This window comes from Mangrovibacterium sp., from assembly GCF_041596335.1.
Taxonomy (GTDB): domain Bacteria; phylum Bacteroidota; class Bacteroidia; order Bacteroidales; family Prolixibacteraceae; genus Mangrovibacterium.
The window spans coordinates 25,121-51,032 of record NZ_JBFHIT010000009.1 but is presented as its reverse complement, the minus strand read 5'-3'; the positions used below and the strand labels follow the sequence as shown (position 1 = coordinate 51,032).

The 25,912-nt window shown below is 41.3% G+C and carries 24 protein-coding genes; 15 read left to right on the top strand and 9 right to left on the bottom strand.

Translation table 11 applies throughout. From position 1 onward, the window contains the following. Positions 1-29: 29 nt before the first annotated feature. Genes ABZD21_RS05255 through ABZD21_RS05235 form a run of 5 tightly spaced genes read left to right on the top strand, consistent with a single transcriptional unit; the run spans position 30 to position 3,864 of the window. Entirely contained in the window at positions 30-1,037 is a 1,008-nt protein-coding gene (locus tag ABZD21_RS05255; protein WP_372773419.1) for a YbbR-like domain-containing protein, read from the top strand. Next, positions 1,030-1,617, top strand: coding sequence for a dephospho-CoA kinase (gene coaE, locus ABZD21_RS05250; protein WP_372773417.1), 588 nt, complete (start codon positions 1,030-1,032; stop codon positions 1,615-1,617). Before ABZD21_RS05255 ends, coaE begins: the two co-directional genes overlap by 8 nt. Beyond that, complete coding sequence (locus ABZD21_RS05245) at positions 1,610-2,338, top strand: TerB family tellurite resistance protein (protein ID WP_372773416.1); 729 nt, start codon at positions 1,610-1,612, stop codon at positions 2,336-2,338. The genes coaE and ABZD21_RS05245 overlap by 8 nt, the downstream gene beginning before the upstream one ends. Positions 2,339-2,362: 24 nt before the next feature. Then, positions 2,363-3,193 (top strand): 50S ribosomal protein L11 methyltransferase, encoded by an 831-nt coding sequence (gene prmA, locus ABZD21_RS05240; RefSeq protein ID WP_372773414.1) that lies wholly within the window; start codon positions 2,363-2,365, stop codon positions 3,191-3,193. A 5-nt stretch (positions 3,194-3,198) separates the two neighbouring features. Then, a complete protein-coding gene (locus tag ABZD21_RS05235; RefSeq protein WP_372773413.1) occupies positions 3,199-3,864 on the top strand; it encodes a phospholipase D-like domain-containing protein in 666 nt (221 codons plus the stop codon). A 157-nt stretch (positions 3,865-4,021) separates the two neighbouring features. On the opposite strand, the gene ABZD21_RS05230 is transcribed toward ABZD21_RS05235, so the two are convergent. The 3 genes from ABZD21_RS05230 to ABZD21_RS05220 all read right to left on the bottom strand — a co-directional run bounded on the left by ABZD21_RS05230 (position 4,022) and on the right by ABZD21_RS05220 (position 5,984). After that, positions 4,022-4,750 (bottom strand): DUF3307 domain-containing protein, encoded by a 729-nt coding sequence (locus tag ABZD21_RS05230; protein WP_372773412.1) that lies wholly within the window; start codon positions 4,748-4,750, stop codon positions 4,022-4,024. Next, positions 4,747-5,397: a hypothetical protein gene (locus tag ABZD21_RS05225; RefSeq protein ID WP_372773411.1), complete on the bottom strand. Its 651-nt coding sequence runs from the start codon at positions 5,395-5,397 to the stop codon at positions 4,747-4,749. Before ABZD21_RS05225 ends, ABZD21_RS05230 begins: the two co-directional genes overlap by 4 nt. A gap of 86 nt (positions 5,398-5,483) precedes the next feature. Continuing rightward, positions 5,484-5,984 (bottom strand): metallophosphoesterase, encoded by a 501-nt coding sequence (locus tag ABZD21_RS05220; RefSeq protein WP_372773410.1) that lies wholly within the window; start codon positions 5,982-5,984, stop codon positions 5,484-5,486. Between the two features lie 63 nt (positions 5,985-6,047). On the opposite strand from ABZD21_RS05220, the gene ABZD21_RS05215 reads away from it, so the two are divergent. Continuing rightward, a complete protein-coding gene (locus ABZD21_RS05215) occupies positions 6,048-6,542 on the top strand; it encodes a histidine phosphatase family protein (protein WP_372773408.1) in 495 nt (164 codons plus the stop codon). Between the two features lie 21 nt (positions 6,543-6,563). After that, the gene (locus ABZD21_RS05210) at positions 6,564-7,268 is read left to right on the top strand and encodes a 16S rRNA (uracil(1498)-N(3))-methyltransferase (protein WP_372773406.1); all 705 of its coding nucleotides are present in this window, start codon (positions 6,564-6,566) and stop codon (positions 7,266-7,268) included. 5 nt (positions 7,269-7,273) lie between these two features. On the opposite strand, the gene ABZD21_RS05205 is transcribed toward ABZD21_RS05210, so the two are convergent. Beyond that, a complete protein-coding gene (locus ABZD21_RS05205; protein WP_372773404.1) occupies positions 7,274-8,509 on the bottom strand; it encodes an aminotransferase class I/II-fold pyridoxal phosphate-dependent enzyme in 1,236 nt (411 codons plus the stop codon). Positions 8,510-8,698: 189 nt separating this feature from the next. Between ABZD21_RS05205 and ABZD21_RS05200 the strand changes: the two genes are divergently transcribed. The 5 genes from ABZD21_RS05200 to ABZD21_RS05180 all read left to right on the top strand — a co-directional run bounded on the left by ABZD21_RS05200 (position 8,699) and on the right by ABZD21_RS05180 (position 11,947). Further along, entirely contained in the window at positions 8,699-9,355 is a 657-nt protein-coding gene (locus ABZD21_RS05200; protein WP_372773402.1) for a DUF4159 domain-containing protein, read from the top strand. 13 nt (positions 9,356-9,368) lie between these two features. Then, positions 9,369-9,944 (top strand): flavodoxin family protein, encoded by a 576-nt coding sequence (locus ABZD21_RS05195; protein ID WP_372773401.1) that lies wholly within the window; start codon positions 9,369-9,371, stop codon positions 9,942-9,944. A 10-nt stretch (positions 9,945-9,954) separates the two neighbouring features. After that, positions 9,955-10,563: a hypothetical protein gene (locus ABZD21_RS05190; RefSeq protein ID WP_372773399.1), complete on the top strand. Its 609-nt coding sequence runs from the start codon at positions 9,955-9,957 to the stop codon at positions 10,561-10,563. Between the two features lie 403 nt (positions 10,564-10,966). Next, the gene (gene msrA / locus ABZD21_RS05185; RefSeq protein ID WP_372773397.1) at positions 10,967-11,530 is read left to right on the top strand and encodes a peptide-methionine (S)-S-oxide reductase MsrA; all 564 of its coding nucleotides are present in this window, start codon (positions 10,967-10,969) and stop codon (positions 11,528-11,530) included. Positions 11,531-11,548: 18 nt separating this feature from the next. Next, on the top strand, positions 11,549-11,947 hold the full coding sequence (locus ABZD21_RS05180; protein WP_372773396.1) for a YciI family protein: 399 nt from the start codon (positions 11,549-11,551) through the stop codon (positions 11,945-11,947). A gap of 37 nt (positions 11,948-11,984) precedes the next feature. Here the strand turns inward: ABZD21_RS05180 and ABZD21_RS05175 are convergent, their stop codons facing one another. Further along, positions 11,985-12,869: a MerR family transcriptional regulator gene (locus ABZD21_RS05175; RefSeq protein WP_372773394.1), complete on the bottom strand. Its 885-nt coding sequence runs from the start codon at positions 12,867-12,869 to the stop codon at positions 11,985-11,987. A gap of 324 nt (positions 12,870-13,193) precedes the next feature. Here ABZD21_RS05175 and ABZD21_RS05170 point away from each other — a divergent pair, with 324 nt between their 5' ends. Beyond that, a complete protein-coding gene (locus tag ABZD21_RS05170) occupies positions 13,194-15,248 on the top strand; it encodes a BatA domain-containing protein (protein ID WP_372773393.1) in 2,055 nt (684 codons plus the stop codon). Between the two features lie 151 nt (positions 15,249-15,399). After that, complete coding sequence (gene rocD / locus ABZD21_RS05165) at positions 15,400-16,620, top strand: ornithine--oxo-acid transaminase (RefSeq protein ID WP_372773392.1); 1,221 nt, start codon at positions 15,400-15,402, stop codon at positions 16,618-16,620. A gap of 60 nt (positions 16,621-16,680) precedes the next feature. On the opposite strand, the gene ABZD21_RS05160 is transcribed toward rocD, so the two are convergent. The 4 genes from ABZD21_RS05160 to ABZD21_RS05145 all read right to left on the bottom strand — a co-directional run bounded on the left by ABZD21_RS05160 (position 16,681) and on the right by ABZD21_RS05145 (position 22,482). Beyond that, a complete protein-coding gene (locus ABZD21_RS05160; RefSeq protein ID WP_372773390.1) occupies positions 16,681-19,050 on the bottom strand; it encodes a LysM peptidoglycan-binding domain-containing protein in 2,370 nt (789 codons plus the stop codon). 76 nt (positions 19,051-19,126) lie between these two features. Next, positions 19,127-20,113, bottom strand: coding sequence for a dihydroorotate dehydrogenase-like protein (locus tag ABZD21_RS05155; protein WP_372773388.1), 987 nt, complete (start codon positions 20,111-20,113; stop codon positions 19,127-19,129). Positions 20,114-20,179: 66 nt separating this feature from the next. Next, entirely contained in the window at positions 20,180-21,649 is a 1,470-nt protein-coding gene (gltA, locus tag ABZD21_RS05150; protein ID WP_372773387.1) for an NADPH-dependent glutamate synthase, read from the bottom strand. Positions 21,650-21,651: 2 nt separating this feature from the next. Continuing rightward, a complete protein-coding gene (locus ABZD21_RS05145; protein ID WP_372773386.1) occupies positions 21,652-22,482 on the bottom strand; it encodes a sulfide/dihydroorotate dehydrogenase-like FAD/NAD-binding protein in 831 nt (276 codons plus the stop codon). A 397-nt stretch (positions 22,483-22,879) separates the two neighbouring features. On the opposite strand from ABZD21_RS05145, the gene ABZD21_RS05140 reads away from it, so the two are divergent. Next, positions 22,880-25,822 (top strand): DEAD/DEAH box helicase, encoded by a 2,943-nt coding sequence (locus tag ABZD21_RS05140; protein ID WP_372773384.1) that lies wholly within the window; start codon positions 22,880-22,882, stop codon positions 25,820-25,822. Positions 25,823-25,912 lie beyond the last annotated feature (90 nt).

Sequence of the window (25,912 nt, the reverse complement as noted above, 5' to 3'; positions counted from 1 at the left end):
AGTCTGCCCTTTTTTTTATCTTTGGTTTCGTGGAAAAAAATTGGTTCGATAAAATTCAAGCGCTTTATAAAGCACTACGATTGAAAGACAACTCCAGGCTGGTTGTCTTCCTGATTTGTCTTGGTATAGCAACCGTTTTTTGGTTTCTAAATGCTTTAAATAAGCAATATACGGTAGACCTAGCCTTCCCGGTTAAGTACACGAATCTCCCGAAAAATAAAATTTTAGCCAACTCGCCTCCCGATCACTTTGTTCTGAAAGTGAACTCATTTGGGTTTTCAATTCTGAGGCATAAATTAAGTATGGCATTTTCACCGCTTGTTTTCAATGTGAACGACTATACCGGTCGAAAAATGGAAGAATCGGACAATGCAAAATTCCGCATTGGTACCCGGCAATTCATTAACCGCATCTCGAGTCAGGTTAGTAACGAACTGCAAATAATCGAAATTCAGCCTGATTCGCTTTATTTCGAATTTGATCGAATTGTAAAACGAAAAGTCAAAGTAAAACCCAACATAACCTACGAATTAAAAAAGCAATACTACGTTAGTGGTGAAATTACAACCGACCCCGATTCAGTTGTTGTAGCCGGCGCACAGTCACTTCTGGACACCTTGCAATATGTGTATACCAAATTTCAACATTATACCGACTTAGACAAAAACATTCAACGCAATGTTCAACTCGAAGTCTATGTAAATTCGAGTATAACTCCTAAACGTGTCATTCTAAAAATACCACTCGAAGAATTCACTGAAAAACAGTTAATTGTGCCGGTGAGAATAGTTGATGTACCCGATAGCCTTCTGATTAAACCCTTTCCTGACAAAGTTAAAGTGAGTTTTATGGTTGGATTGAGTCATTTTTCAGAAATTACGGCGAAGGATTTTCGGTTTACGGTCTCCTACTCCGATATAGCAGAAAAAAAGGAAATGCTTCCGATAAGCCTGGAGGCAAACGCCCAAAATATTCGTTCGGTGTCATTCGTACCTGAACAAGTTGAATATCTAATCGAGAAAAAACAGGATGATTAAAGTTGGAATCACAGGTGGAATCGGTAGCGGAAAGTCTACTATCTGTCAATTTTTTAAAAGTATTGGAATTCCCGTATTCGAAGCCGACACAGAAGCCAAGAAACTAATCAATAGTTCAGTCGCCATAAAGAATCAACTGATCGCTGAATTCGGAAGCGACATTTACCTGCCAAATCAGCACATTGACCGAAAAAAATTAGCCGAACTGATCTTTAATTCGCCACCTTTACTCGAAAAAGTTAACGGGATTATTCATCCTGAAGTGCGCAATCATTTCGAGAAATGGGCGAACCAACAAAATTCGCCATACATCATTCACGAGGCTGCGATCATGTTCGAAAGCGGTTTCTACAAAATGATGGATTACACCGTTTTGGTAACCGCTCCCGAAGCAGACCGGATTAAACGCGTTATGGAGCGTGAAAATACCACTGCTGAAAATGTTCGATCGCGGATTGAGCGACAATGGACGGATGAACAAAAAAGTAAACTAGCCAATTTTATTATTAAAAACGATAACAGGGAACTAGTTGTTCCCCAATTAATTGAATTAGATAAACAAATTAGAAGTCATGGGTAAATTTGCTAAATGGATAGCAGGAGGATTAGGATGGGCATTTCTGGGCCCAATAGGAGGAATTATAGGATTTGTTGTCGGATCGATGTTCGAAAACAATCAATACCCGCAAACTCAAACCAATGGTCAGAGCAAATCCACCACCACAGGAGGATATGTGATGAGTTTGCTCGTGTTGGTGGCTGCGGTGATGAAATCGGATGGTAAAGTATTAAAGTCGGAACTTAACTATGTGAAGGATTTCTTTGTTCGCACATTTGGAGCAGAATCGGCGCAAGAGGCACTGACACTACTCCGCGATTTATTGAACCAAAACATTCCGGTTTCTGATGTTTGCCATCAAATTCAGAAGAACATGGACTATTCGTCGCGTCTTCAGCTGCTTCATTTTCTATTTGGAATAGCTCAAGCCGATGGGCAAATTGATGTAGTTGAACTCCAGTTAATCGATCATATTGCAAAAAGCATGGGAATTACGGCCAAAGATTTTGAGTCAATCAAATCGATGTTCATTGCCAATACCGATGCTGCATATAAAATATTGGAGATTGATCCTTCGGCAACGAACGAAGAAATTAAAAAAGCTTATCGTAAAATGGCCATGAAATACCATCCCGATAAGGTTAGCTATCTGGGCGACGATTTTCAGAATGCTGCCAAAGAGAAATTCCAAAAGGTAAACGAAGCGTACGAACAATTAAAAAAAGAACGAAACCTGGTTTAGGTTTGTTAACGGCGGAAGAAATAAATGCAATACACAAAGGTTATTTTTAAACTAACTCCCGATAATGAAATTAATCGGGAAATCCTGACTGCCTATCTGTCAGAACTGGATTTTGAAAGCTTCGATGAAAGCGAAACTTCGCTCAATGCCTTTTATCCAAAAGAGAAAGTGTCAACAGTCGACATCCAAGGCATCTTGTCCAATATTCCTTTTGAAGTTTCTTTTCAACAAGAAGAAATGCCGGATATAAACTGGAACGAAGAATGGGAAAAAAACTATTTTAAACCATTATTGATTGGTCAGGAGTGTTTAATTCGTGCTCCATTCCACAAGGAATATCCCAAAGCCAAGTATGAAATTATTATTGAACCAAACATGGCTTTTGGAACCGGAAACCACGAAACCACCTCGCTAATGATTGAACACATCAGCGAATTAAATCTTGATGGTCAGACAGTTTTGGACATGGGTTGTGGCACCGGCATACTCGGTATTTTTGCTGCAATGAGAGGCTGCAAGGAAGTTACCGGAATTGACATTGATAGTTGGGCGTTTGAAAGCGTAGTCGAAAATTGCCGACTAAATAAGATCTCCAATATGGAGGCCATGATTGGTGACGCGAGCTTGCTTGGACAAAAAAAATTCGACCTTATCTTCGCCAATATCCAAAAAAACATCATCCTGCAGGATATTGAAAAATATGTCAGCGTATTGAATGAAGACGGTGTTTTGATCGTTAGCGGTTTTTATCGAGATGATCTGGAGGACATTATCGGAAAAGCTTCTGAATTGTATTTACGCAAATTGACCATTAAAGAAAAGAACAACTGGATTGCCTGTTCATTTGAAAAATAAGGCTCATGCAAAAGGTTATTCAATATCTAAAAGATCAATATGGGAAAGCTTATTCAACTGCAAATGGTGTAGAGATAGCGTCTGAGATTCAACAACTTTCGCTTTCGGACAGGAAAGAGCTGAAAAGTCGCCTTTTCCACGAAGCCAGAATTCTGGAACAGAAAAACCACGACGGACAATCAATCGCCTGGCTTGAATACTGTCTCGCCCTGCTTGAAGAGCACACTTTCCGTTTCCATAAAGTTTATTTTAGCCCGGGCAACGATATCTTAGAGGTAATGGGCGATTTGATTGATCAATCTAAATCGACCATTGATTTATGCGTTTTTACAATTACAGATTCTCGTTTGACGAACAAAATTCTGCAAGCGATGAAGCGTAACGTGAAAATTCGGCTCATTACCGACGATCGAAAGATATTCGACCGGGGTTCTGAAGGTTTTGCCTTGCGTAACGCAGGGATTCCGGTCAAAATTGATCATTCGCAATATCATATGCACCATAAATTTGGCATCATTGACCAGCGATTTGCTTTCACCGGCAGCTTCAATTGGACCTATACTGCTTCCAAGCACAACAACGAAAATTTGCTCATTACCTCAAAATATGCCCTTATCGAGCAATACCAGGAAGAATTTGACCGACTCTGGAAAGAAATGTTTGACTTATAAAGCTGATCTCCGGTGACAACAATGAGAACGATTGAATGCAGTTGGATACAAAATCAATTTATTGCTCCCAACTTCATCCTTTCGTTTTCACGGATTGCGCGATCCTTTTTAGTTTGAATATTGAATCGATGAGAGAGCTTTTTACTCGGATTTCGGGCTAAAGACCGAGCAACGACCTTGTGGCAATTCCAACAAAAACGGCGATTGTAAAACTAATCAGAGTCCCCACCAGCACATATTCAGACATAATTCGCGCATTGACTTCACTTTTCACTGAAAACCTCAAGATCGATTTTGCTGCAATCAGGAATCCGATTGCCTGAAATTGGCCGGCCAACAAAAAAGTTAATACCAATACCCGCTCCAGCACTCCAATCCATTTACCGGCATTCCTCAAATTTGGCTCATCACCTTGATTAATCTGGTCTTGCCAGTTTCTGGTCGCTAAATTTATAATTATTCCTGATGGCGAAATGATTATAAAATAGGCAATAAGCAGTATAAACGAATTGCGGCTAAAAAGGACATCAATCTGATTTTCTGCAAATTGAAACAGGTTTCGATCGAATATAAGGCAAATCAAAAACAACAATACAAAATGAAAAAACTGATCAATCAGAAACCACGAAAGATCGGATAATGATTTAGGCTTTAAATAAATTTTCGCTAAATCGATGATATAGTGAAAAATGAAAATATAAAGTAGAATCTGCCACTCAAATAAATCAATCGTAAAAAGAGCGGAAAGCGCTGTCACAACAATAATGTGATAGAACAATTTGGCAGACTTGATTTTTCGCTTCTGTTTATCGGCTACCCACGAATTTGGTTGAAACAGAAAATCGGCCAGAAGATGTGCCATTAATAAGCGAAGAAAAAGGATCATAAGCTGTCCATTAATTCGACAAATCGGTTGTTCATTTTTTCAATCAAAACCCAGTTTGAAAGCTGAATCCGGTTACTTACCGAAGGCTGTGATAATTCGAGCTTTTCAGCGATTTCTACTTGTTTGTAACCTTGTACAAGATAGTAAATTACCTCCGCTTGCGCGACAGTCCAGCCGTCTAAAATATGTTGCAAAAAAGCGCAATTTAAAGCCAGCTCTTTGTTTATTGCATCATTGTTCGTTGTTATAATGAAGGATTGATCTTTGGACTTCATTTGGTCCAATGCTCTTCCGGAAAGAACAAATGGTTCATCCATTGCTTTTCCAATATCCAGCGGTATTGAACCTACATAACCAACAGATAATGAAATACGTACATCTATTGCTTTTCGAGTGGTATTGTGCTTCAGGCGAGCTGTCTTTTTTTTGAAGTATGATTTTAGGTAAATCGTTTTCAAAAAAGCGTCCTGCCAATCAAGAAGCATAACCTGAAAACTATCTCCCCTACTGGAAAGCATTAAATCTCCTGATTTCTTCAGAAAATTAACTGCTGGTTGTTCCAGCTGATCAATCGAAGAAATATATTCAACTTCGTCATAAATCGACGAATTAATTACATCTGCTGATATAACTGCTATCTTTTTCACCTCTCAAATATAGATAATAAATTCTATATATCAACAATATAGATCAATTAATCTATATTGAATAATCTTTCATCATTTAATCTATATCAAAAATTAGCTCTTTCAAATTCATGAACTTCTAGGTCCTTAATTTCCGTACCATCAATTACAAAACGGATTGCCGTACAAACATTGTGAAACCCCTTGTTTCCTGCCGCTCCCGGATTGATATGTAGGCAGTTATATTTTTGATCGAATACGACCTTCAAAATGTGCGAATGCCCGCAAATAAAGAGTCGTGGTGATTTTAGGTTGAACTCGTTTCTGACTGTTGGCTGATATTTTCCGGGATAGCCGCCGATGTGAGTCATCAGCACATCGACTTCCTCGCAAAAGAATCGAAGTTTTTCGGGGAACATCTTCCGAACAATGTGATTATCAATATTGCCATAGACTGCCTTGATGGGCTTAAAAGCGATCAGTTGATCGGCTAGCTCTACCGTTCCAATATCTCCGGCATGCCATATTTCATCAACATTCTCGAAGAAGTGTAAGGTTTTAGAACTTATTGCGCCATGGGTGTCTGATAGTAAACCTATTCTTTTCATTTTTACTTATTCCTTGTTTCGATCGCCCAAAATTAGTTTAATTTAGCTCTAAAATTCGCACCAATGAAAAGAGTAGTAATTGTTAGGCATGCTAAAGCAATTCCGTATGGCTACGAAGATGATTTTAATCGTAAACTGAGACCAAGTGGCCGAGAGGACGCTGAGATAGTAAGTTTGGAATTGAAAAATCTGGGTATTTCTCCAGGGTTAATTATTTCCAGTCCGGCAAAGCGGGCTTTTAGCACGGCCAAAATCTACGCGAATACGTTCCAATACGATAAAGATAAAATACAGAAGGAAGAAGACCTGTATGATGGAATGACCACACAGGATTTTATTGACATACTTCAGACATTGAAAGACAAGGTTGAAACTGTTTTTGTTTTTGGACATAACCCGACCATTCATTATTTGATCAATAATCTGGTTCGCTTTTTCAACAGCGATACTCCAACATGCTCAACCGCCGTAATCGATTTTAATGTCGAGCATTGGAGCGCGATTGCTTCCAGAGAGGGTGATCTGGTTCATCACCTAAAACCACGCACCTATCGCTAATTCATAAATACGTCGATCAACATGCAGCTTTTCTACACACCCGATATTCAAGGCAAATCATATACGTTAAATGAAATTGAGTCAAAACACGCGATTCGGGTCCTCCGACTGAATCCCGGTGATTCAATCCAGCTAATCGATGGTAAAGGTTCGCTTTACACAGCACAAATAACGGATGCCAATCCGAAGCGCTGCCAAATAGTTGTTCAAGCACAGGAACGGGAATTTGGCAAACGAAATTCATACCTCCATATAGCAGTTGCTCCAACCAAAAATATTGATCGGCTGGAGTGGTTTTTAGAGAAAGCGACCGAAATTGGGATTGACGAAATCACTCCCGTGCTCTGTGAACATTCGGAACGAAAAGTTATTAAAGACGATCGTCTCGAAAAAGTAATCGTTTCAGCCATGAAGCAGTCATTGAAAGCCTATTTGCCCCGGCTAAACCCGCTAACTCCGTTGAATGAATTGTTGCAAAGCGAATTTCGGGGCAAAAAGTTTATTGCCCATTGCCACGAGTTGGACAAACGACAGTTGAAAAATGAAATTCCGGGTAGTTTATCGAATTTAATCCTAATCGGCCCGGAAGGTGATTTTTCGGAACAAGAGCTTACAACAGCATTGCAAAACAATTTCATCCCTGTGAGTTTGGGAAGCAGTCGCCTGCGCACCGAAACCGCAGCACTGGCAGCCTGTCATACCTGCAACTTATTGCTCGAAGACTGATTTCATTAAATAGCAGCCAAGGCCTGGTCAATATCCGAAATTAGATCTGCCGGTGCCTCAATCCCAACCGACAATCGCATCATGGTATCGCGAATGCACATTTCCTGCCTGTCGGACTCCGTGAATTCTGCGTAAATCGTTGAAAATGGGTGAATAATCAGCGACTTATTATCATTCAGGTTGGTTGCTCTGCGAATAATCTGCAATCGATTCATAAAAGAGAAACAGGCAGCTTGCGATTCCAAATCGAAGGTTAAAATAGTTCCCGGTTTGCCATTGAACTGACTCATAGCCAAGCCATAATCTGCAGAGAATTTCAATCCGGGATAGGTTACTTTTTTTACTTTCTGGTTATTGAAAAGGAACTCGCACAAGGACAAACAACTACCATAGCTTCGCTCTAAACGTAGTTCGAGAATATCCAGTCCCAGTATTTGGTAGTGAGCAGTATGGGCTGTCATTGCTGCACCGGTATTTCGGTAATAATTTTTTCGCAAGCGGGCAATGAAAGCGTCTTTCCCAAATTTCTCGCTAAATGTTTTCGTGTTTGGGTTTTTTGCCCATTCAAATATACCGTTATCCAGAATCACTCCGCCAAACGAAGTTGCACCGCCTGAAATGTACTTGGTGGTAGACATCACTTCGACATGAACCCCCAATGATTTTGAGTTAAAAACAACCGGCGGAGTGAGTGTACTATCCGCAACCAATACCAGATTATATTTGTTGGCTAATTCGGACAGAGCCCGAATATCGGCGATTTCTAACTGAGGATTTGTGACGGTTTCAAAATAAATTAAACGGGTATTTTCATCAATCAGCCGTTCAACTTCTGCCGGCTTGGTTGTATCCACAAATCGGGTTTCCAATCCGTAATTCGACAAACTCTGTTTAAACAGAGCATAACTGTGACCGAACAAGTGATTACCGGAAATAATGTTATCGCCAGCCTTACAAAGCGACAAAATAGTATTCGTTATTGCTGCCATACCAGATGCCAAAGCCAATACCTGATGCGCCATTGTGAGGCTTTTCATCTTTCGCTCGAAATACTCCACTGTTGGGTTGCTGGTGCGCGAGTATACATGCGCGGGCAGTTCACCTCTAAAGTTTGCGGCAATATCTTCCGATGTTGCAAACTCGAAAGCAACAGACTCATAAACAGGCATATCCAGCGATCGATGCGGATCGTCTTTAGGAAAAGGAATATTTAGCGAACGGGTGGTAAAACTTCTTTCCATCAATCTAAATTTTTAATGACAACGAATTCGATTCACTTCGAACAAACGAATGCTGCCACGGGTATTCATTGGCAAAAATAACAGCATTCTCCTCAATAAGTTTTTCTGTTTGCTATATTACCTGTCAAATTCATAAAAATCTTCAAAACTATTTCATTCTTACTATCTTTGAATCCTAGCAATTGAATTATGAAAATCTTGCTCATTATCTCATTTTTAATTTTGGCTAACCAACCGGGGTGGGCTCAGCCTTCCGATCTAAAAATCGGTCTTGTGAAGTACCGGGGAGGTGGCGATTGGTATGCCGACCCAACCGCTTTACCAAATTTAATGAGCTTTTGTAACCGGGAATTAAATACGAATTTCTCCGCTGATCCAGGAACTGTAGAACCCGGAAGCACCGAAATTTTCAACTACCCTATTTTACACCTTACCGGCCACGGAAATATTGTATTCTCTCCGGAAGAATGCAGAAACCTGAAATTATATTTCGAAGCAGGTGGCTTCTTATACATCGACGACAATTATGGCCTCGATGCCTTCATTCGTCGCGAAATGAGAAAGATTTTTGCCGATCAGGATTTTGTTGAACTTCCAACCGACCATCCAATTTTCCATCAGAAATTCGAGTTTCCGAATGGACTCCCCAAAATACACGAACACGACGGGAAACGACCTCAAGCTTTTGGCCTTTTTATTGAAAACCGGCTGGTGTGTTTGTACACCTACGAATCAGATATCAGCGATGGCTGGGAAGATCCTGCAGTTCATGGCGACAGTCCAGTCGTACGGGAAAAGGCTCTAAAAATGGGAGCAAACATTGTTTCATATGTTTTCAGCAACTAAATTTTAATTCGACATGAAAGTATTGGGAATTAACGGAAGCCCGCGAAAAAATGGCAATACCCGCATCTTGCTTGACACAGCGCTGGAGCCTTTAAAAAATGCCGGATACCAGACTGAAATATTTCAGCTGGGTGGAAAGCAGGTGCACGGCTGTACCGCCTGTGGCAAATGTCGGGAGATTAAAAACAAACAATGCCATATTAAAAACGTTGCTATTAACGAATGCATCGCCAAAATGCTTGCTGCTGATGCTATTATTATCGGGTCGCCGGTTTATTTTGCAGATGTGACAACCGAAATAAAGGCTTTAATTGATGTTGCAGGCTATGTTACGCGGGGAAATGGACACCTTTTGAAGCGTAAAATAGGAGCTGCCGTTATTTCAGTTCGAAGAGGCGGGCAACTACATACCTTTGAAACGATTAACAATTTTTTCCTGATAAGTCAAATGATTGTCCCTGGCTCATCGTATTGGAATTTCGCGTTTGGCAAAGCCGAAGGGGACGTGTTAAAAGACGACGAAGGCATTCAGACCATAAAAACACTTGGCGAAAACATCGCTTGGTTGCTCGAACGAATTGCAGGATGATAGTTTACAGATGACAAAGAAAATGAATACAGAAAATCAACCTTCGACCAACCAAAGTAAAATTGGATTTTTACTACAGAATATGGGCCGCACCTTAATTTATGCAGCCATAATTGCTGCGGCTTATTACCTTTTCAAGGAATTCATCGTGACTGAGAACCAACAGGTTTGGCTCAGGAAATTCTACGATAATGCCACATTAATTTACCTCATTTACATTGGATCAGAGTTTATTTTCGGGCTTTTCCCGCCTGAATTTTTCATGTTATGGGCGTTTAACAAAGGTGATTTTATTCACTACCTGTTAAATCTGTCCTTTTTTGCCGGAGTATCCTATACTGCCGGTTATGTCTCCTTCCTGATAGGTCGGTATTTACAACGAATGATCTTTTTTCGATACATGAGCCGGAAGTTCTTCAGCAAGTATTGGCCGCTTTTTCGAAAATTTGGTTCGGCGCTAATTGTAGCTGCGGCACTTACTCCGTTACCCTGGGCGCTTATTAGTATGCTGGTTGGCACAACCGAGTACCCATTGAAACGGTTCACCTATTTTGCTCTTTTCCGGATTCTTCGCTTCTTAATTTATGGCTTCATCATTTTTCAAAGTCACCAGTTTTAAAACTAAATTCAGATTCCTTTGTTTATTCTGATCAGCCGATCTGTGTTAAATTCAGCCTCTGTGGCAAGAAATCGATCCTATTACGGACACAAGCTTGTTGACTTTTGACACATTTCTTTGCATCGTAATTTGGTGAAATACAAGCGGGTTAGCTCGAACCGACAACTGTTCTTTGTTGTTTTGTCTACTCAATCGATAGGAGCACAACATTGATCAGCTAAAAAGGTATTTTAAAATACCCTTTTATGTCGGCGCATAATGCTCCGACTTTTCAATCAACCTGCTTGTTCTTGTTCACATGACGCGACAATTCGAATTTGCCAGACGATTCGGAATCGACCTGAAATAAGAACACGAAAGAATGAAATAACTACTGACGATCATCTTTCTAAACTTTTATATGATGACAAACGAGAAAACGATTACAACAGAAATTGCGACACTAGGTGGTGGCTGCTTTTGGTGCACCGAAGCAATTTATAAAGAGCTAAAAGGTGTCATTTCAGTTACATCAGGATACTCTGGAGGCGAAATCATAAATCCGTCGTACCGAGAAGTTTGTAGTGGCCGAACCGGACATGCCGAAGCTGTTGAAATCGAATTCAATCCTGAAGTTTTAAGTTTCGTTGAAATACTCGAAGTCTTTTTCGCGACCCACGACCCTACTACCTTAAACCGACAAGGTGGAGACACCGGAACCCAATACCGATCGGTAATATTTTATCACAACGACCGTCAGAAACAAATAGCAGAGGCCGTGATTACGCAGTTAAACTCCGGTCAAATTTTTGGTACGAAAGTGGTTACCGAAGTATCTCCCTGGACTAATTTTTTCCCGGCTGAAGAATATCATCAGGACTACCTTCAGAATAATCCGTCGCAAGGTTATTGCCAATTTGTGATCATTCCCAAACTGGAAAAATTCCGAGATGTTTTTAAAGACCGGTTGAAGAGTAGCGTAAAGTAATTCATAAAAATCAGCAACATGATCAAGACTATTTTAACGTTCGCATTGCTATGGATAAGTTTAACGACGATCGCACAACGCGAATTTGCAATGACAGAAGGTGACACAACGTACATTATGAAGCGGTATGTTTTTATGCACCTTTTGAGCGGTACCGAACGCAGTAAAGATTCGCTGGAGGCAGCAAAAATGCAAGAACTGCATCTAGCTCATCTTAATAAGATGGCTGAATCGGGTAAGCTGGTAATGGCTGGCCCGTTTGAAAACGGCGGTGAATTTCGCGGACTGCTGATTTTTGATGTCGACAGTCTGGAGGAAGCGATAAAAATGGAGGCTGAAGACCCGGCTGTAAAAACCAACCGCCTAAAAATGCAGGCTTTTTATTGGTGGGGTGCAAAAGGGACTAAACTACCCTGAATTTCATTTCGCGCCCCAGCGTTTAATTCCGCACTGGCTAGCGCCTTTTTATTTGAGCAATTAGGTCTCCCACGTCCTGCGAATGGCTTATGAAATGGACATTCGCAGGCAATTCAGGCTGCTGAATTCGAACTTGTTGTCCACTAATCAATATCCGACTTGAATTAAAAACAGCACTCAATTCATTCAAATATTCTTCCATTTCAGCTTTCTCTTTGACATTTACAAAAGAGGTCACGACAAGATCAAAACTCGTGTTACCCGCCATATTTTTCAAGTCTTCAAAAGGCACATTCTGCCCCAGATAAATTGGTTTAAAATGATGTTTAACAACCAAATATTGGACAAACAACAAACCCAACTCATGCAATTCACCCTCGGGAAGGAAAAACAAAGCCGTTTGTGGATTTGCTGCTGGTTTAAATTTCGAGCTTTCAATTATTAACCGTTTGCGAATCAAGTTTGAAATCAGATGCTCCTGGGCAGGAAACATGCTTCCGATTTGCCAATAAACACCAATTTTATGGAACAAGGGAAAAACAAGCTCTACAATAAATTTTTCAAAACCAAATCGCGTTTGAAGTTCGTCCAGCAAGGATTCAAATTTAAGAGTATCAAAATCAACAATATGGATAACTAGCTGATCTAAATAATCATCCATTGAACTCGACTTTATATTCAGTTTCAGCACCTCTTCATGAATTTGGTCGTTGCTGTAAGCTGAAACTTTAGATATTTTATGGCCACGCTTCACTAGTGCAGCAACGTTTAGCATGTGCTTCAATTCATCATCGGTATAAAATCGAATGTTCGTAGTCGTTCGTTCAGGAACCAGCAAACCATAGCGTTTTTCCCAAATCCTGATGGTATGTGCCTTAATGCCGGAAAGTGTTTCAAGATCTTTAATCGTATAGTAATTCATATTCCGTGTCTTTTATCAGTGCTTTTTGTCAAAAACCAGTTATCATGCATTTCTCTGCAAAATAGAAAACAAACTAAAGAATTAACATATCTCGTGCTGTTTTTGTTTTATAATTCCATAAAAATACTAAACAAACACAAGTACATGCAAATTCATGAATCAATCCATGAAATTGCCGGCAAATTACCCGGTATTCGCTTATTTTTGGATATTATTGCATTCTATAATCGAAGATCATCGAAAATTTTCAATAATTATGCGGTTGATTTTCTACTAAAAAATATAGGGTGATCTAGCCCAATTTAGAATTCCAAAACCATAGTAATGAAATTTGCCGACCCTAATTTTCTTTTTGCGCTTAGTCTGGTGTGCCTACCAATACTGATTCACATTCTGCAATTCAAACGCTATAAGACGGTTTATTTCAGTCAGGTTGACTTTTTAAAAATACTTTACGACGAATCGAAAAAGAAGCAGAATCTGAAACAACTGGTGATTTTGGCTTGCCGTATTCTTATTGTCGCCTTTATTGTACTGGCATTTGCTCAGCCTTATATTCCACTGGGGAGCTCCAGTGCACCTAATTCCGAAAATTCAATCGGCATCTACATCGACAATTCGTTTTCGATGAATGGAATTTCGGGGAACGGAACGCTATTGGAAGAGGCTAAAATAAAATCAATTGAACTGGCTAATAGCTTTCTGCCCGGCACACATTTTATGCTTTTAACCAATGATGCGACATCGCAACAACGGCTCAGCCTCACAAAAGAGGAACTCATCAGCGAAATTGGAAAAATTAAAAGCTCTGCTGCCAACATGCCGTTGAGCAAGGTTGTCGCAATTCTAACTAAACAGCTTGAATCTAATCACCCAAAGCTCGACAAAAACATTTATTTGCTGTCAGACTTCCAACGAAACGTGACCGATTTAAATCAGGTTGAAGTTGATGATAAGACCCAGATTTACTTGATACCAATGGCACAACCAGAGGTCAACAATTTGGTTATTGACACGTGCTGGCTTCATTCTCCAGGCCGATTACAGGGGCAGCTCGAAGTATTGAAAGCCAGAATTACGAATCGTTCCACCAAATCGTTCAATAATATTCCGTTGCGCTTTTTGTTGAATGACTCGTTGAGATCGATGCAAACAATTAATTTGAAAGCTGGCGAAACGATTGAAGCCGAAATAAGCTACCAAAATCGAAAACAGGGGAACCACTACTGCAAACTGGAATTGGATGATTATCCGATAAGCTACGACAATTCCTACTATTTCAGTTATCGCGTTGATCCGCATGTTTCGACTCTTTTAATCAGTCCCGAAAACGATCCGGCCAATCAATGGATTGAAAAATTGTTTTATCAGGACGAGCAAGTCAGGCTGCAAAAAATGTCAGACAACCGACTACAAATAAGTCGCTTTGCAGAGTACCAATGCATTTTTTTGGTCAACTTGCCTACTCTTTCCAAAGGACTACAAACGGCACTCGTCAGTTTTATTAAGGACGGAGGAAGTGTCGCTGTTTTTCCAGGCGAAACAATCGATCAAACCTCATACAATGAGTTGTTCAGCCAACTAAACGCCTTACAGTTCGACAACAATGTCACATCGCCCTTAAAAATAGATCGTCTGAATCTGCAGCATCATCTTTTTCACGATGTCTTCACCCGCGATTACGATCGGGTTAAACTCCCCTCAATCCAGATCTATTTTCCGCTGAAACAAAAAGTACAAACTGTTGGAACGACCATTATGACCAACAACAATGGCAGCGCGGCATTATCCGAGTTTCCGTTTGAACAAGGAAGGCTGTATCAATTTACCTTTCCACTATCAGTTAACGCGTCCGATTTCTACCGCCATGCTCTTTTTGTTCCGGTCATCTACAATATTGCGCTTCACAGCTATTTCCCGCAAACAATCGAATACCCGGTGCAAAACAATCAGATTATAAGTCTCAAATTAGGCCAACAAATCAACCAATCTGAAAACTTGTTTCTAAAAAGACCCGGAGAGGATAATCCGGTTCAGGTGCCCAATTTAAACGATCGTTACACCGACTATCGCTTTTCAACCGGTGACATGATCCACGAAGCGGGCTTTTACAACCTGTCATCGGCTGAAGGAGTCGAAATTCCTTTAGCTTTCAACTACAGCCGATTGGAATCTGATTTGAGTTTTTACTCTTCCGACGAATTAGAAAACATTGCTAAGAGCTCGGGAGTGAATTGTCAGATTTTTAAGCGGGACAACGGCAGTTGGCTTGAGCAAAACAGTAGCAATGCGAATGTGATTGAATTATGGAAATTTGCGCTGTTGCTCGCATTGCTTTTTGCCCTGACCGAAATGCTGGTCATCCGTTTTTGGAAATAGCCAACTCTCTGATCTCGTTTATATACTGAATTTCAGGGTCGAAAACAATTACAATATTCATGCTTGTCCATATTTTCGAACAGTTCCATCTGTTTTGTTATCAGCCGAATAATTGTTAAATCTGCATAAACAATTTGGTAAAGCTATTTTTATGCAAACAAAAGATTCAACTTATTACATGAACCGGGAAGACCGGTTTGGCGCGCACAACTATCATCCGCTACCAGTTGTGCTCGAGCGTGGACAAGGTGTTTTTGTTTGGGATGTAGAAGGAAAAAAATATTACGATTTCCTTGCAGCCTACTCGGCTGTTAACCAAGGTCATTGCCATCCAAAAATCGTGAATGCGCTGATTGAGCAAGCTCAGAAACTGGCACTCACCTCCAGAGCATACTACAATAATGTTTTGGGCGAATGGGAAGAATATACGACCAGGTTATTTGGTTACGACAAAATGCTTCCCATGAACTCAGGAGCCGAGGCAGTAGAAACAGCTCTAAAACTAACCCGAAAATGGGCCTATAAAGTAAAAGGAATCCCCCAAAATCAGGCGAAAATAGTGGTTTGCAATGGCAATTTTCATGGCCGTACCATCACAATCGTATCCATGTCATCCGATCCTGATGCCTATTCGGATTATGGCCCCTTTACTCCAGGATTTATTAACACACCTTACAACGACCTGGAAGCACTGGAAAACGCGCTAAAACAACCTGATGTCGCTGGATTTTTAGTAGAACCTATACAGGCTGAAGCAGGAGTTTATTTGCCCGAAGACGGCTATTTGAAAAAAGCGGCGGACTTATGCAAAAAACACAACGCCCTGTTTGTTGCCGACGAAGTACAAACAGGTCTTGCCCGTACCGGGAAAATGCTTGCCTGCGACCATGAGAATGTACGCCCTGACATTTTAATACTAGGCAAGGCAATTTCAGGAGGGCTTTACCCGGTTTCATGTGTATTGGCCGATGACAAAATAATGCTGACAATAAAACCCGGCGAGCATGGTTCAACCTATGGAGGAAACCCGATTGCAGCCAAAGTAGCGATTAGGGCACTCGAGGTTTTACAAGAGGAAAAACTGGCTGATAATGCGACCAAAATAGGTGAATTGTTCCGTTCCGAGATGAGCGCAGTAAAATCAGAGTTAATTCAGCAGGTTCGTGGGAAAGGCTTGTTGAATGCGATTGTGATTAAACCAACAAAAGGCAAAACCGCATGGGACGTTTGTCTGGCAATGAAAGAAAATGGAATTCTCGCGAAACCAACACACGAGAATATTATTCGGTTTACTCCTCCACTGATTATCACTCAGGATGAAATGCTAGATGCGATTAAACGAATTAAGAAAACATTTGCAGAATTAGAATGACCTTCAGCTTCAAACAAAATAAGAACGGGGAAATGATTGCTACATTTCCCCGTTCTTGTTCTACTTTGTTTCACTTAGGTGATACATCGGTTTTCCGCTTATTCCTTTCAGTCGGATGCTGTAATCAGGCTCATACTCCAAAATAAATAGCCCTTGATTTATGTATCCGCCATCCCGATTGACTTTCTCAAAATGAAATTCAGCTTGAGTAAGTTCCACTTGGTGATAGGGCAAGCACCTTATGAAATCTTTGCCATAGCTAAACATAGCCGACATAAAGTAATAGGCAATGTCATATCCCTGAAAACTAAACTGATTCGGTTCGGCACAAAAATTCTTACGGAATTGATACAAAAACTGATTAACTAATGGCGCCTTGTAATCGATATGATAAGGACTTAACAGATTCAGGTTCGTATGATGGTAGTATTCCGTTTGAATACTTTTATACCGTTGAAAATTGGATAAACCAACCAAGGTTACCGGATAATTCTCTGCAATAGCATTCAAATTAGTCACCGCCACGCTCAGTTGTGCTTCGGTTTCAGTTGGAATAATGAACACATTTTCCTGGTCTTTCAATAAAATTCGGGACAAGCCCAGTGCTCCTTCTTGTGCTAAATTATATTCATGAAAAAGTATCTGATCTGTTTGTTTTCGATAGGGTGATATGAAAAATTTCTCACGGGATAAATTCACCAGTTCTGCTTCAGGCAAGTGTTTGTATTCCCCCATCGGCAAAACAATTAAATTCTTATCAAAATACTCATCAGCAATGTACGATGCTGTTTGACGAATTAGATACTCTTTACTCGGGCTTATTTTAAAATAATACGGATTAGTCTGCTCCAAATTTCCTGACGAAGAAAGTGGCGACACCATGGGGATTTCGTGTTGACGGGCAAACTCAGCAACCGGTCCCTGCAATTCGGGGAATACCGGTCCAATAATTAAATCGACATCCCGGAACTCAGGACGATAAAGAATAGATTGGATTGCGGAGGCCTTTTTGTCGGTATCGAAAACATGCAGTTTGACATTCATTCCCGCACGTTTTAAGCTATCGACTGCCAAAAGTACACCTTCGTAAAACTGGACAAAGCTTTCGGAGTGTGGATAAACAATCCGGTTTTCGCGCACCCGGAACGAATCGGCCAAAAACAACAAATCATCCTCGTACGTCGGGCTATTCGGATCAGGCAATACACGTTCACGATTAATCGTATCGTTGGCCGAAAGATAAAGCGGTAACAACAAGGCGACATTGTAATGCTCAAACCGGGCAAGCGGATTAGGCCGGCAATTTTCCGGTACATCTTCCAACCGAAATTCAACAGAGGACAGATAATCCAGCGAACTTTCGACTTCCCGATCCGAATCAGATCCCGGTGTTTGCGCAACCACATCTGTTTTTAGTTCGTTAGGGATTAAAATAGTTTCCCCTTCAACTAATCCCCGGTAATCCAACACCGGATTCACCCGTTTAAGTTCCGCAACTGTCCGGTTAAAACGTTTTGCCAACCCATAAACCGTTTCTCCCCGTTTAACTTCATACTTTGTAAAAGCGCTTTCGTCAGTTGGTACAACTTCTATCGATGGGACATTTTTATTAGGAATCCGAATTCGAAATCCGACTTTCAATCCTTCACGCAAAACCGGATTATAGTCGATTAATTCGGCTTTTGTTGTGTGATATTTTTGCTCCAGACTCCAGAATGTTTCACCGCTTTCAACCAAATGAATAAAAAAAGAATCTGACCGAACCGATTGATCAGTCGATTCGTTTGTTTGGTTTTGTGAATCACTTTCAACCTGCGTTGAAGGAATCTGAAGTTTCATTCCAATGGCTAAATTCTGTCCTGCATTAGGATTTACCTTCAGAATATCGACAACCGAGCAATTGTATTTCTTCGATATCGAATAAAGCGTTTCTCCTGTTTTCACGATGTGAATTTGTAAACCTGAGCTCTCCACCTCTTTTGCCTTTGCGGCTTTTTCTTTAATCCGTGCTAAATCATCTTTATCCGGAATACGAAGTCGATCTCCCCTCTTTATGCCGCTTTCAGCTTGTGGATTATAGTGCACAATGTCTTCAACTGTTATTCCAAATCGTTTGGCAATATAGTGCAAGGTATTCCCCCGCCTAACTCGATAAGTCAAAAATGAAGGTAACTCTTCTTGTTGCAAGTTCTCCCCGCCTGGTATCGGAATACGAAGTTCTTGCCCCGCTTTCAGCCCGGAAACCAGTTGCGGGTTCTCATTGAGCAATACTTCCCCTTCAATACCAAACGCGCGACTAATCGAGTAAATGGTTTCGCCCGATTTCACTTTGTAGCTTACAAACTGTTTATCATTTGCCGGTGGCTGAGCCAATCCAAGCTGAAAGATAAACACACAAACGATCTGAAGAATGAAATATTTTCTAAACATGATTAACGCGTTGAGTATACATTTTTCAATAAAAAAAACCCGATTTAAGCAAAAGCGATTCAAGTAAACACTTGTATTAAAAGCTTAAACCACCAAAATAGTTCATAAATTGAGTTCTTTCCCAAGCATCAATTTGCTTGGTCTTTAGGCACAGTTTCCCTTTAAATTCATCGATGGAACGATATCCTTTACCGTCCATCCATTTCGAAATCGAACGATTAAATTCTTCAATTACTTCCGCACCTTCCTGGTACAAAACCGAAGCTACCTGAACAGCATTTGCTCCGGCTAATAAGAATTTTATAGCTGTATCGGGGCTCATAATTCCGCTTGTGCCTGCCAACGGACAAGCAGATTTTGAACTTAAAATGCCAGTCCACCTTAGAGGAAGTAGGTATTCAGTTCCATTGCTCAGAATTTCAGCATTCCCGACTTCTTCCAGTTCGATGTCAATATCGGGGGTGTAAAAACGGTTGAATAACGTAATGCCGGCAATTCCGGTTTGCGATAACTCGCTGACCACTTTGGCTAAATTGGAAAAATAATGGCTTATTTTAACAGTAACCGGAATAGAAACGACCTCGAGCACCTTTTTAACTGTATCGAAATAGAACTGCTCGTTGAGCGAATGGCTCCGATTTTCGTTCGACGGAATGATGAACAGGTTTAGCTCCAGCGCATCAGCTCCGGCATCCTCAATTTTTCGGGCAAACTGTGTCCAATCCGAAGAAGTTGTGCAACTAATGCTGGCAACAACCGGGATTTGCACCGCTTTTTTCGCATCTGCAACTAAGTGAATGTATCGAGTTAAGCTTTCATCCTTAATTACATAGTCGAAATAGTCCAAATATTCCGGATCTGGTGCGAGGGCTTTCCGATCGAGTAATTCCGCGTCAAACTGCAATTGAATTTCTTCTTCAAACAGCGATTTCAACACCACCGCGCCAGCCCCGGCTTTTGCTATTTTCTCAATCTGATCAACACTAGCCGTTAAACTGCTGCTTCCGGCAATAATTGGGCTTTTCAAATCCAATCCAAAAAAACGGGTTGATAAATTCGCCATATTATTTCTAGTTGTGATATTTAGTCAATTTTAAATTGATTGCAGAACAAATGTCCTGCCGTAAAATTAATTTCCCATCAGATATTTGTGCATACCGGATGCAGCCCGGCGACCATCGCCCATTGCCAAAATAACCGTTGCACCGCCGCGTACGATATCGCCACCGGCAAACAACTCAGGCAAGGAACTTTGCATCGTTTCCGGATCAACTTCGATAGTTCCCCATCGGCTTACTTTCAGTTCAGGCAGCTCGGAAGGCACCAATGGGTTTGGTGAAACGCCAATAGCAACAACGACCACATCAACCGGTATGTCATATTCCGATCCTTCAATCACGACCGGGCGACGCCGACCAGAGGCATCCGGTTCGGCCAATTCCATCCGTTGAATTCGCATGCTTTTCACCCGGCCTTTCTCGTCGGCAAAATATTCTACCGGATTCGCCAGATTAATAAACTCGATCCCTTCTTCTTCAGCGTGGTGAATTTCTTCGACCCGCGCCGGCATTTCCTCCCGTGAACGGCGATAAACAATCATGGCCCGTTCGGCTCCAAGTCGCTTTGCTGTTCGAACAGAATCCATTGCCGTGTTTCCGCCGCCGATTACCGCGACATTCTGACCTTTCAAAACCGGAGTATCGAAGCTTCCGTCTGCCGCATTCATTAAGTTCACCCGTGTCAGATACTCATTTGAAGATAAAATTCCGTTATAGTTTTCACCCGGAACGTTCATAAAACGAGGCAATCCGGCACCGCTGGCAACAAAAAATGCCTGATAACCTTCGTCTTTCAAATCGTCAAAAGTTGCCGTTCGTCCAACAATAAAGTTGCGTTCGAATTGAACCCCCATTTTCTCGAGACTCTGCAGTTCCACATCCACCACTCTATTGGGTAGCCTAAACTCGGGGATTCCATATTTCAACACACCGCCAATTTCGTGCAAAGCTTCGAAAACAGTAACATCATATCCCAATTTTATCATGTCGCCGGCAAACGACAACGAAGCCGGTCCCGAACCAATAGCCGCCACTTTTATGCCATTTTTAGGAGCAATTGGCGGAACGGTTACCTGCCCGCTCTCGCGCTCATAATCGGCAGCAAAGCGTTCCAAATAGCCAATGGCAACAGGATCTTTCTTCAACTTTAAGGTATAGAAACAACTAGCCTCGCACTGTTTTTCCTGCGGACAAACCCGACCACAAACAGCCGGTAGCGCTGAGGTTTCTTTCAACGTTTTTGCTGCTTCGATAAACTCACCCCGCTCAATATTCTTGATGAACTTGGGGATGTTAATACTAACCGGACAGCCATCAATACAGGTTGGGTTCGCACAATCCATACAGCGTTGCGCTTCACGAACCGCACTCGTGTTGTCCAGCCCCAAATTGACTTCTTTGTCTTGAAAGCAGACCCGTTTCGTGGCATCCATCTCAGGCATTTTTACCCGAGTAATTTCACCACGTTCTATATTTTTGATTTTGCCACGCAGCTCAATCCGCCACGCTTGCTCACGTTCTTGTTTCAGATATTCCTGCATGATTAAACGGTTACAGTTTTCATAAAACGCTCAAATGCTTCTTTTTCCTCGTTTTTGTAGCCCCCCAAACGAAGCATCAGCTCATCGAAATCTATTTTGTGGGCATCGAATTCAGGGCCGTCTACACAGGTAAACTTCGTTTCGCCGCCAACACTGACCCGACAAGCGCCACACATGCCTGTTCCGTCAACCATTATTGCATTTAAACTTGCTTGAGTTGGAATGTCGTATTTCTGAGTTAGCAAAGCCGTGAATTTCATCATAATAGCAGGGCCAATAGCCACACATTCATCCACTTTTTCGCGTTTGATAATTTCTTCCGCACCAACTGTTACCAATCCTTTTCGACCATGCGAGCCATCATCTGTCATCACAATTACTTCGTCCGACCATTGGCGGATTTCATCTTCCAGAATGATTAGGTCTTTACTTCGTGCAGCCAAAATCGTAATCACTCGATTGCCGGCTTTTTTAAAACCTTCAACAATGGGTAACAAAGGCGCAACACCTACTCCACCTCCGCAAGCCAACACAGTGCCAGCTTTGTGAATGTGGGTTGCTTTTCCGAGCGGACCAACCAGGTCAAGGATTTGGTCGCCTGCTTTCATCTCACAAAGGCGTTTGGAAGTAACTCCTGCTTTTTGCGCGACCAAGGTAATTGTACCTGCCTTTTCGTCGGCAGCAGCGATGGTTAGAGGAATACGCTCGCCTTTTTCGTCAATTCGTAATATAATAAAATGACCTGGTTTTCGGGAGCGGGCAATACGAGGCGCATGCACCACCAGCTTCACTACATTTTCCGAAAACGATACTACGTTAATAATTTGGTTCATTCAATAATGTCTGTTAGCGATCTTTTGTTGGAAGTGCAAAAATAACACAGTGCTGCCAAGAAAACTTTATTTTGTCATTTTTTTCAAAACAAATTCAACTTTCGGTCTATTGAGCGGAATGATTTTGTGAAATTTTAAGTCGTTGGATCGTTGCACCTGAATTTAAAAAAGCACATTGTGGAGCCCTAATCTTCATCTAAGCAAAAATTGAACGACAACGACACCGAAAATCAATTTGCTCGATTCTTTCCTACCTGTACCGAAATTTTGAACTTAAAAAATCCTGCAACACCGATTGAGACTTCCGCTTTTCACTATATTTGAAGTTTTGGCCGGAAGAAACTTGCTCCCGGAAAAGCAAAATTATTTCCACTGACTTTTAAAGAGTTGTGCACTTATGTCTCAGGAATTCATTATCGGATTAACCGAACACCGAACGTTTGGCTATATGTTTCAGGCTTTTTTGATCGAAAAAAGGGTGTCGTTTTATACGATCGTCAAACTGGTTAAAAGCCGCGACATTGTTGATTTGCAGCTAAGCAACGAACAAGCTGAACTGGTGAAACTAATCGAACAATACAGCGATGAAAAACTGGTTCAAAAATTCTCAAAGAAAAAAGAGCCGGCCAAATTTTTCCAGCAACTCGATTCGGAACTCTTCGAAAATCACATTAGCCCCTACATCGACAGACAACTTGGTCGAATCATCCGATTGTTGATGAGGAGTCAGACACGCTTGTTTAACAAGGAAGCTAAATATTCAAATTTGTATGACGAAGATTTGATCGAGGTTTCTGATGTTTTTACCGAATGTCGGTTTTGTTTCAACAAAACCGACGATGGCACTCGTTACAGTCTGGAGATTTCGCATCGGGGAAACATTTTGAACCTTCTTCACAAACAAATTACTATTGTAACCAACGAACCGGGAGCTTTTCTTCACCAAGGTCGCCTGTACATTTTCGATAAATTAAGCGCCAAAAAACTAGTGCCATTTCTCGAGAAGGAGTTTGTTTTTATTCCGTCGCAAGTTGAAGAAAAGTATTACAAGAGCTTTGTCCTAAATACACTGAAGGAATTCCCGGTGAAAGCCATTGGCTTCGAGGTTCGTGAGAGCGAATCCGAAAAACAAGCTCAGCTGTCGCTTGAACCCAATTTGCGTATGGAAGCTGTTTTGTTGCCAAGTTTTCGATACGGAGCAAGTGAATACTTACCAAACAGCAAAAATGAAGTTCTGGTCGATTTGAAAATCTCGAACAACCAATACTATTTTCGGAAAATTAAACGCGACAAAGATTGGGAAAATGCCAAACTTCAGTTTTTGGTCAACCTAAATTTAAAAGAAGAAAATGGTAGTTTTTACGCCAAGGGCATGGAATTGCTTAGCGACAAAGACCGTCTGTACGAAATGATTAACTGGCTAAACCGGAATAAAGCAACGCTAACAAATGCCGGTTTTTCGATCACCCAAAGCCGGCTGGATAAAGTTTACTCAACCGATCATCAGAACCTTGAAATTGAGATCAAAGAAGGTGAAGACTGGTTCGATATTTATGGGAATGTTCAGTTTGGCGAATTTCAAATTCCGTTCATCAAACTAAAACGGCATATTTTAGGTGGCATTCGTGAGTTTGAACTTCCCAACGGCAAGATTGCCATTCTGCCCAAGGAGTGGTTTTCGGAATATGGCGACCTTATTCCGCTGGCAAAACAAGACGGCCATAATTTGCGATTGAAAAAGCATCATTACCTACTGTTGCAACAAAAGTTGAAAGGAATCGACAAAAGCTTTTTCAATCGGTTACAGGAAATAAGCGCAAAGGCCGACAAAAAAGTCGTAGTTCCTGCAAATTTAAAGGCGACACTCCGCTCGTACCAACACGAAGGGTTTTCGTGGATGTACAATTTATTTGAAAATCAGTTTGGCGGCTGCCTGGCCGACGACATGGGGTTGGGAAAAACGCTGCAAACACTCACCCTTTTACTGAAACTAAAACGTTTAAAAAGCACCATACAAATACCTGATTTTGAAACCTCTCCGGCGCAGGGAAATTTGTTTGGCGATACCAATTTGCAAGAATCGGAATCGGAAAAATCGCAACCCGCTAGCTTAATTGTGATGCCCACTTCGCTTCTGCACAACTGGAACAACGAAATCAACAAGTTCACCCCGTCATTAAAAGTGTACAAACATTTTGGTTTTCAACGAAAGAAAACCGGCAGCTTTAAAAGCCTGGCAAACTATTACGATGTCATTCTAACCAGTTACGGAACAATTAGAAATGATTTTGATTTGATGAAAGATGTGGAATTTTTCTACCTCATTCTCGACGAAAGCCAGTACATTAAAAATCCCGGATCGAAAACCTATCAAACCATTACGCAGATGAAGGCCAAACATCGGTTGGTTCTGACTGGAACGCCGATTGAAAACTCGTTGTCGGATTTATGGGCTCAAATTAACTTCGTGAACAAGGGATTGCTTGGCAATCTGGCCTATTTTAAGCGCGAATTTATTGGGCCTATTGAAAAAAAAGGAGATCCGGAAAAACAGCAAAAACTGCAAACGCTGATTCGCCCATTCATACTACGCCGTACCAAAGAACAGGTTGCCAATGACCTGCCTCCGGTAACCGAGCAAATACGCTATTGCGGCATGGCAGGCGACCAAAAACGCATTTATGAGCAGGAAAAATCGGCTATTCGCAACAGCATACTGGAGAATATTGAAAAAGAAGGGATGGAAAAATCGGCCATCGTGGTTTTGCAAGGACTAACAAAATTACGACAGCTGGCCAACCACCCATCGATGTTGCAAGGCACCGACGACAGCGAATCGGGCAAATTTGACGAGATTTTACAAACCCTCGAAAGTCTGATCGCTGAGAAACATAAAGTGCTAATTTTCTCATCGTTTGTAAAACACCTCGAACTGGTAAAAGATCAACTGCAAAAACGCAAATGGAAATACTCCTTATTAACAGGAGGAACAGCCAATCGTGAGGAAGTGATCAGCAGTTTCCAGAATGATCCGGAAAACAGGGTGTTTTTAATTTCACTAAAGGCCGGTGGCGTTGGACTCAATCTCACATCGGCCGACTATGTTTTCATTATCGATCCGTGGTGGAACCCGGCAGCAGAAATGCAGGCCATTGCACGTGCACACCGCATTGGGCAAAACAAAAAAGTAATGGTTTACCGTTTTATCACCGAAGGCAGTATTGAAGAAAAAATTATGCAACTACAGGATCGAAAATCGTCCTTGGCAGAGAAATTTATCAACTCGAACAACCCATTCAAAGCAATTAGCAAGGAAGAAATCTTGAATCTCTTTCGCTAAAAAACGCCATCGTTTTGTAAAATTTCAATGGCAACAAAGTGTAACTTTCACCGAACCAGTTATACTTATTGGCAACAAAAACGTTTTCAG

Excerpts from the sequence above, each read along its gene's own strand:
- ABZD21_RS05245 (WP_372773416.1), top strand. The coding sequence starts at position 1,610 with ATGGGTAAATTTGCTAAATGGATAGCAGGAGGATTAGGATGGGCATTT.
- ABZD21_RS05170 (WP_372773393.1), top strand. The coding sequence starts at position 13,194 with ATGAAATTTGCCGACCCTAATTTTCTTTTTGCGCTTAGTCTGGTGTGC.
- ABZD21_RS05230 (WP_372773412.1), bottom strand. The coding sequence starts at position 4,750 with ATGATCCTTTTTCTTCGCTTATTAATGGCACATCTTCTGGCCGATTTT.
- ABZD21_RS05180 (WP_372773396.1), top strand. The coding sequence starts at position 11,549 with ATGATCAAGACTATTTTAACGTTCGCATTGCTATGGATAAGTTTAACG.
- ABZD21_RS05200 (WP_372773402.1), top strand. The coding sequence starts at position 8,699 with ATGAAAATCTTGCTCATTATCTCATTTTTAATTTTGGCTAACCAACCG.
- ABZD21_RS05205 (WP_372773404.1), bottom strand. The coding sequence starts at position 8,509 with ATGGAAAGAAGTTTTACCACCCGTTCGCTAAATATTCCTTTTCCTAAA.
- ABZD21_RS05155 (WP_372773388.1), bottom strand. The coding sequence starts at position 20,113 with ATGGCGAATTTATCAACCCGTTTTTTTGGATTGGATTTGAAAAGCCCA.
- prmA (WP_372773414.1), top strand. The coding sequence starts at position 2,363 with ATGCAATACACAAAGGTTATTTTTAAACTAACTCCCGATAATGAAATT.
- ABZD21_RS05190 (WP_372773399.1), top strand. The coding sequence starts at position 9,955 with ATGACAAAGAAAATGAATACAGAAAATCAACCTTCGACCAACCAAAGT.
- ABZD21_RS05235 (WP_372773413.1), top strand. The coding sequence starts at position 3,199 with ATGCAAAAGGTTATTCAATATCTAAAAGATCAATATGGGAAAGCTTAT.
- ABZD21_RS05220 (WP_372773410.1), bottom strand. The coding sequence starts at position 5,984 with ATGAAAAGAATAGGTTTACTATCAGACACCCATGGCGCAATAAGTTCT.
- ABZD21_RS05195 (WP_372773401.1), top strand. The coding sequence starts at position 9,369 with ATGAAAGTATTGGGAATTAACGGAAGCCCGCGAAAAAATGGCAATACC.
- ABZD21_RS05160 (WP_372773390.1), bottom strand. The coding sequence starts at position 19,050 with ATGTTTAGAAAATATTTCATTCTTCAGATCGTTTGTGTGTTTATCTTT.
- gltA (WP_372773387.1), bottom strand. The coding sequence starts at position 21,649 with ATGCAGGAATATCTGAAACAAGAACGTGAGCAAGCGTGGCGGATTGAG.
- ABZD21_RS05210 (WP_372773406.1), top strand. The coding sequence starts at position 6,564 with ATGCAGCTTTTCTACACACCCGATATTCAAGGCAAATCATATACGTTA.
- ABZD21_RS05145 (WP_372773386.1), bottom strand. The coding sequence starts at position 22,482 with ATGAACCAAATTATTAACGTAGTATCGTTTTCGGAAAATGTAGTGAAG.
- msrA (WP_372773397.1), top strand. The coding sequence starts at position 10,967 with ATGACAAACGAGAAAACGATTACAACAGAAATTGCGACACTAGGTGGT.
- coaE (WP_372773417.1), top strand. The coding sequence starts at position 1,030 with ATGATTAAAGTTGGAATCACAGGTGGAATCGGTAGCGGAAAGTCTACT.
- ABZD21_RS05140 (WP_372773384.1), top strand. The coding sequence starts at position 22,880 with ATGTCTCAGGAATTCATTATCGGATTAACCGAACACCGAACGTTTGGC.
- rocD (WP_372773392.1), top strand. The coding sequence starts at position 15,400 with ATGCAAACAAAAGATTCAACTTATTACATGAACCGGGAAGACCGGTTT.
- ABZD21_RS05215 (WP_372773408.1), top strand. The coding sequence starts at position 6,048 with ATGAAAAGAGTAGTAATTGTTAGGCATGCTAAAGCAATTCCGTATGGC.
- ABZD21_RS05175 (WP_372773394.1), bottom strand. The coding sequence starts at position 12,869 with ATGAATTACTATACGATTAAAGATCTTGAAACACTTTCCGGCATTAAG.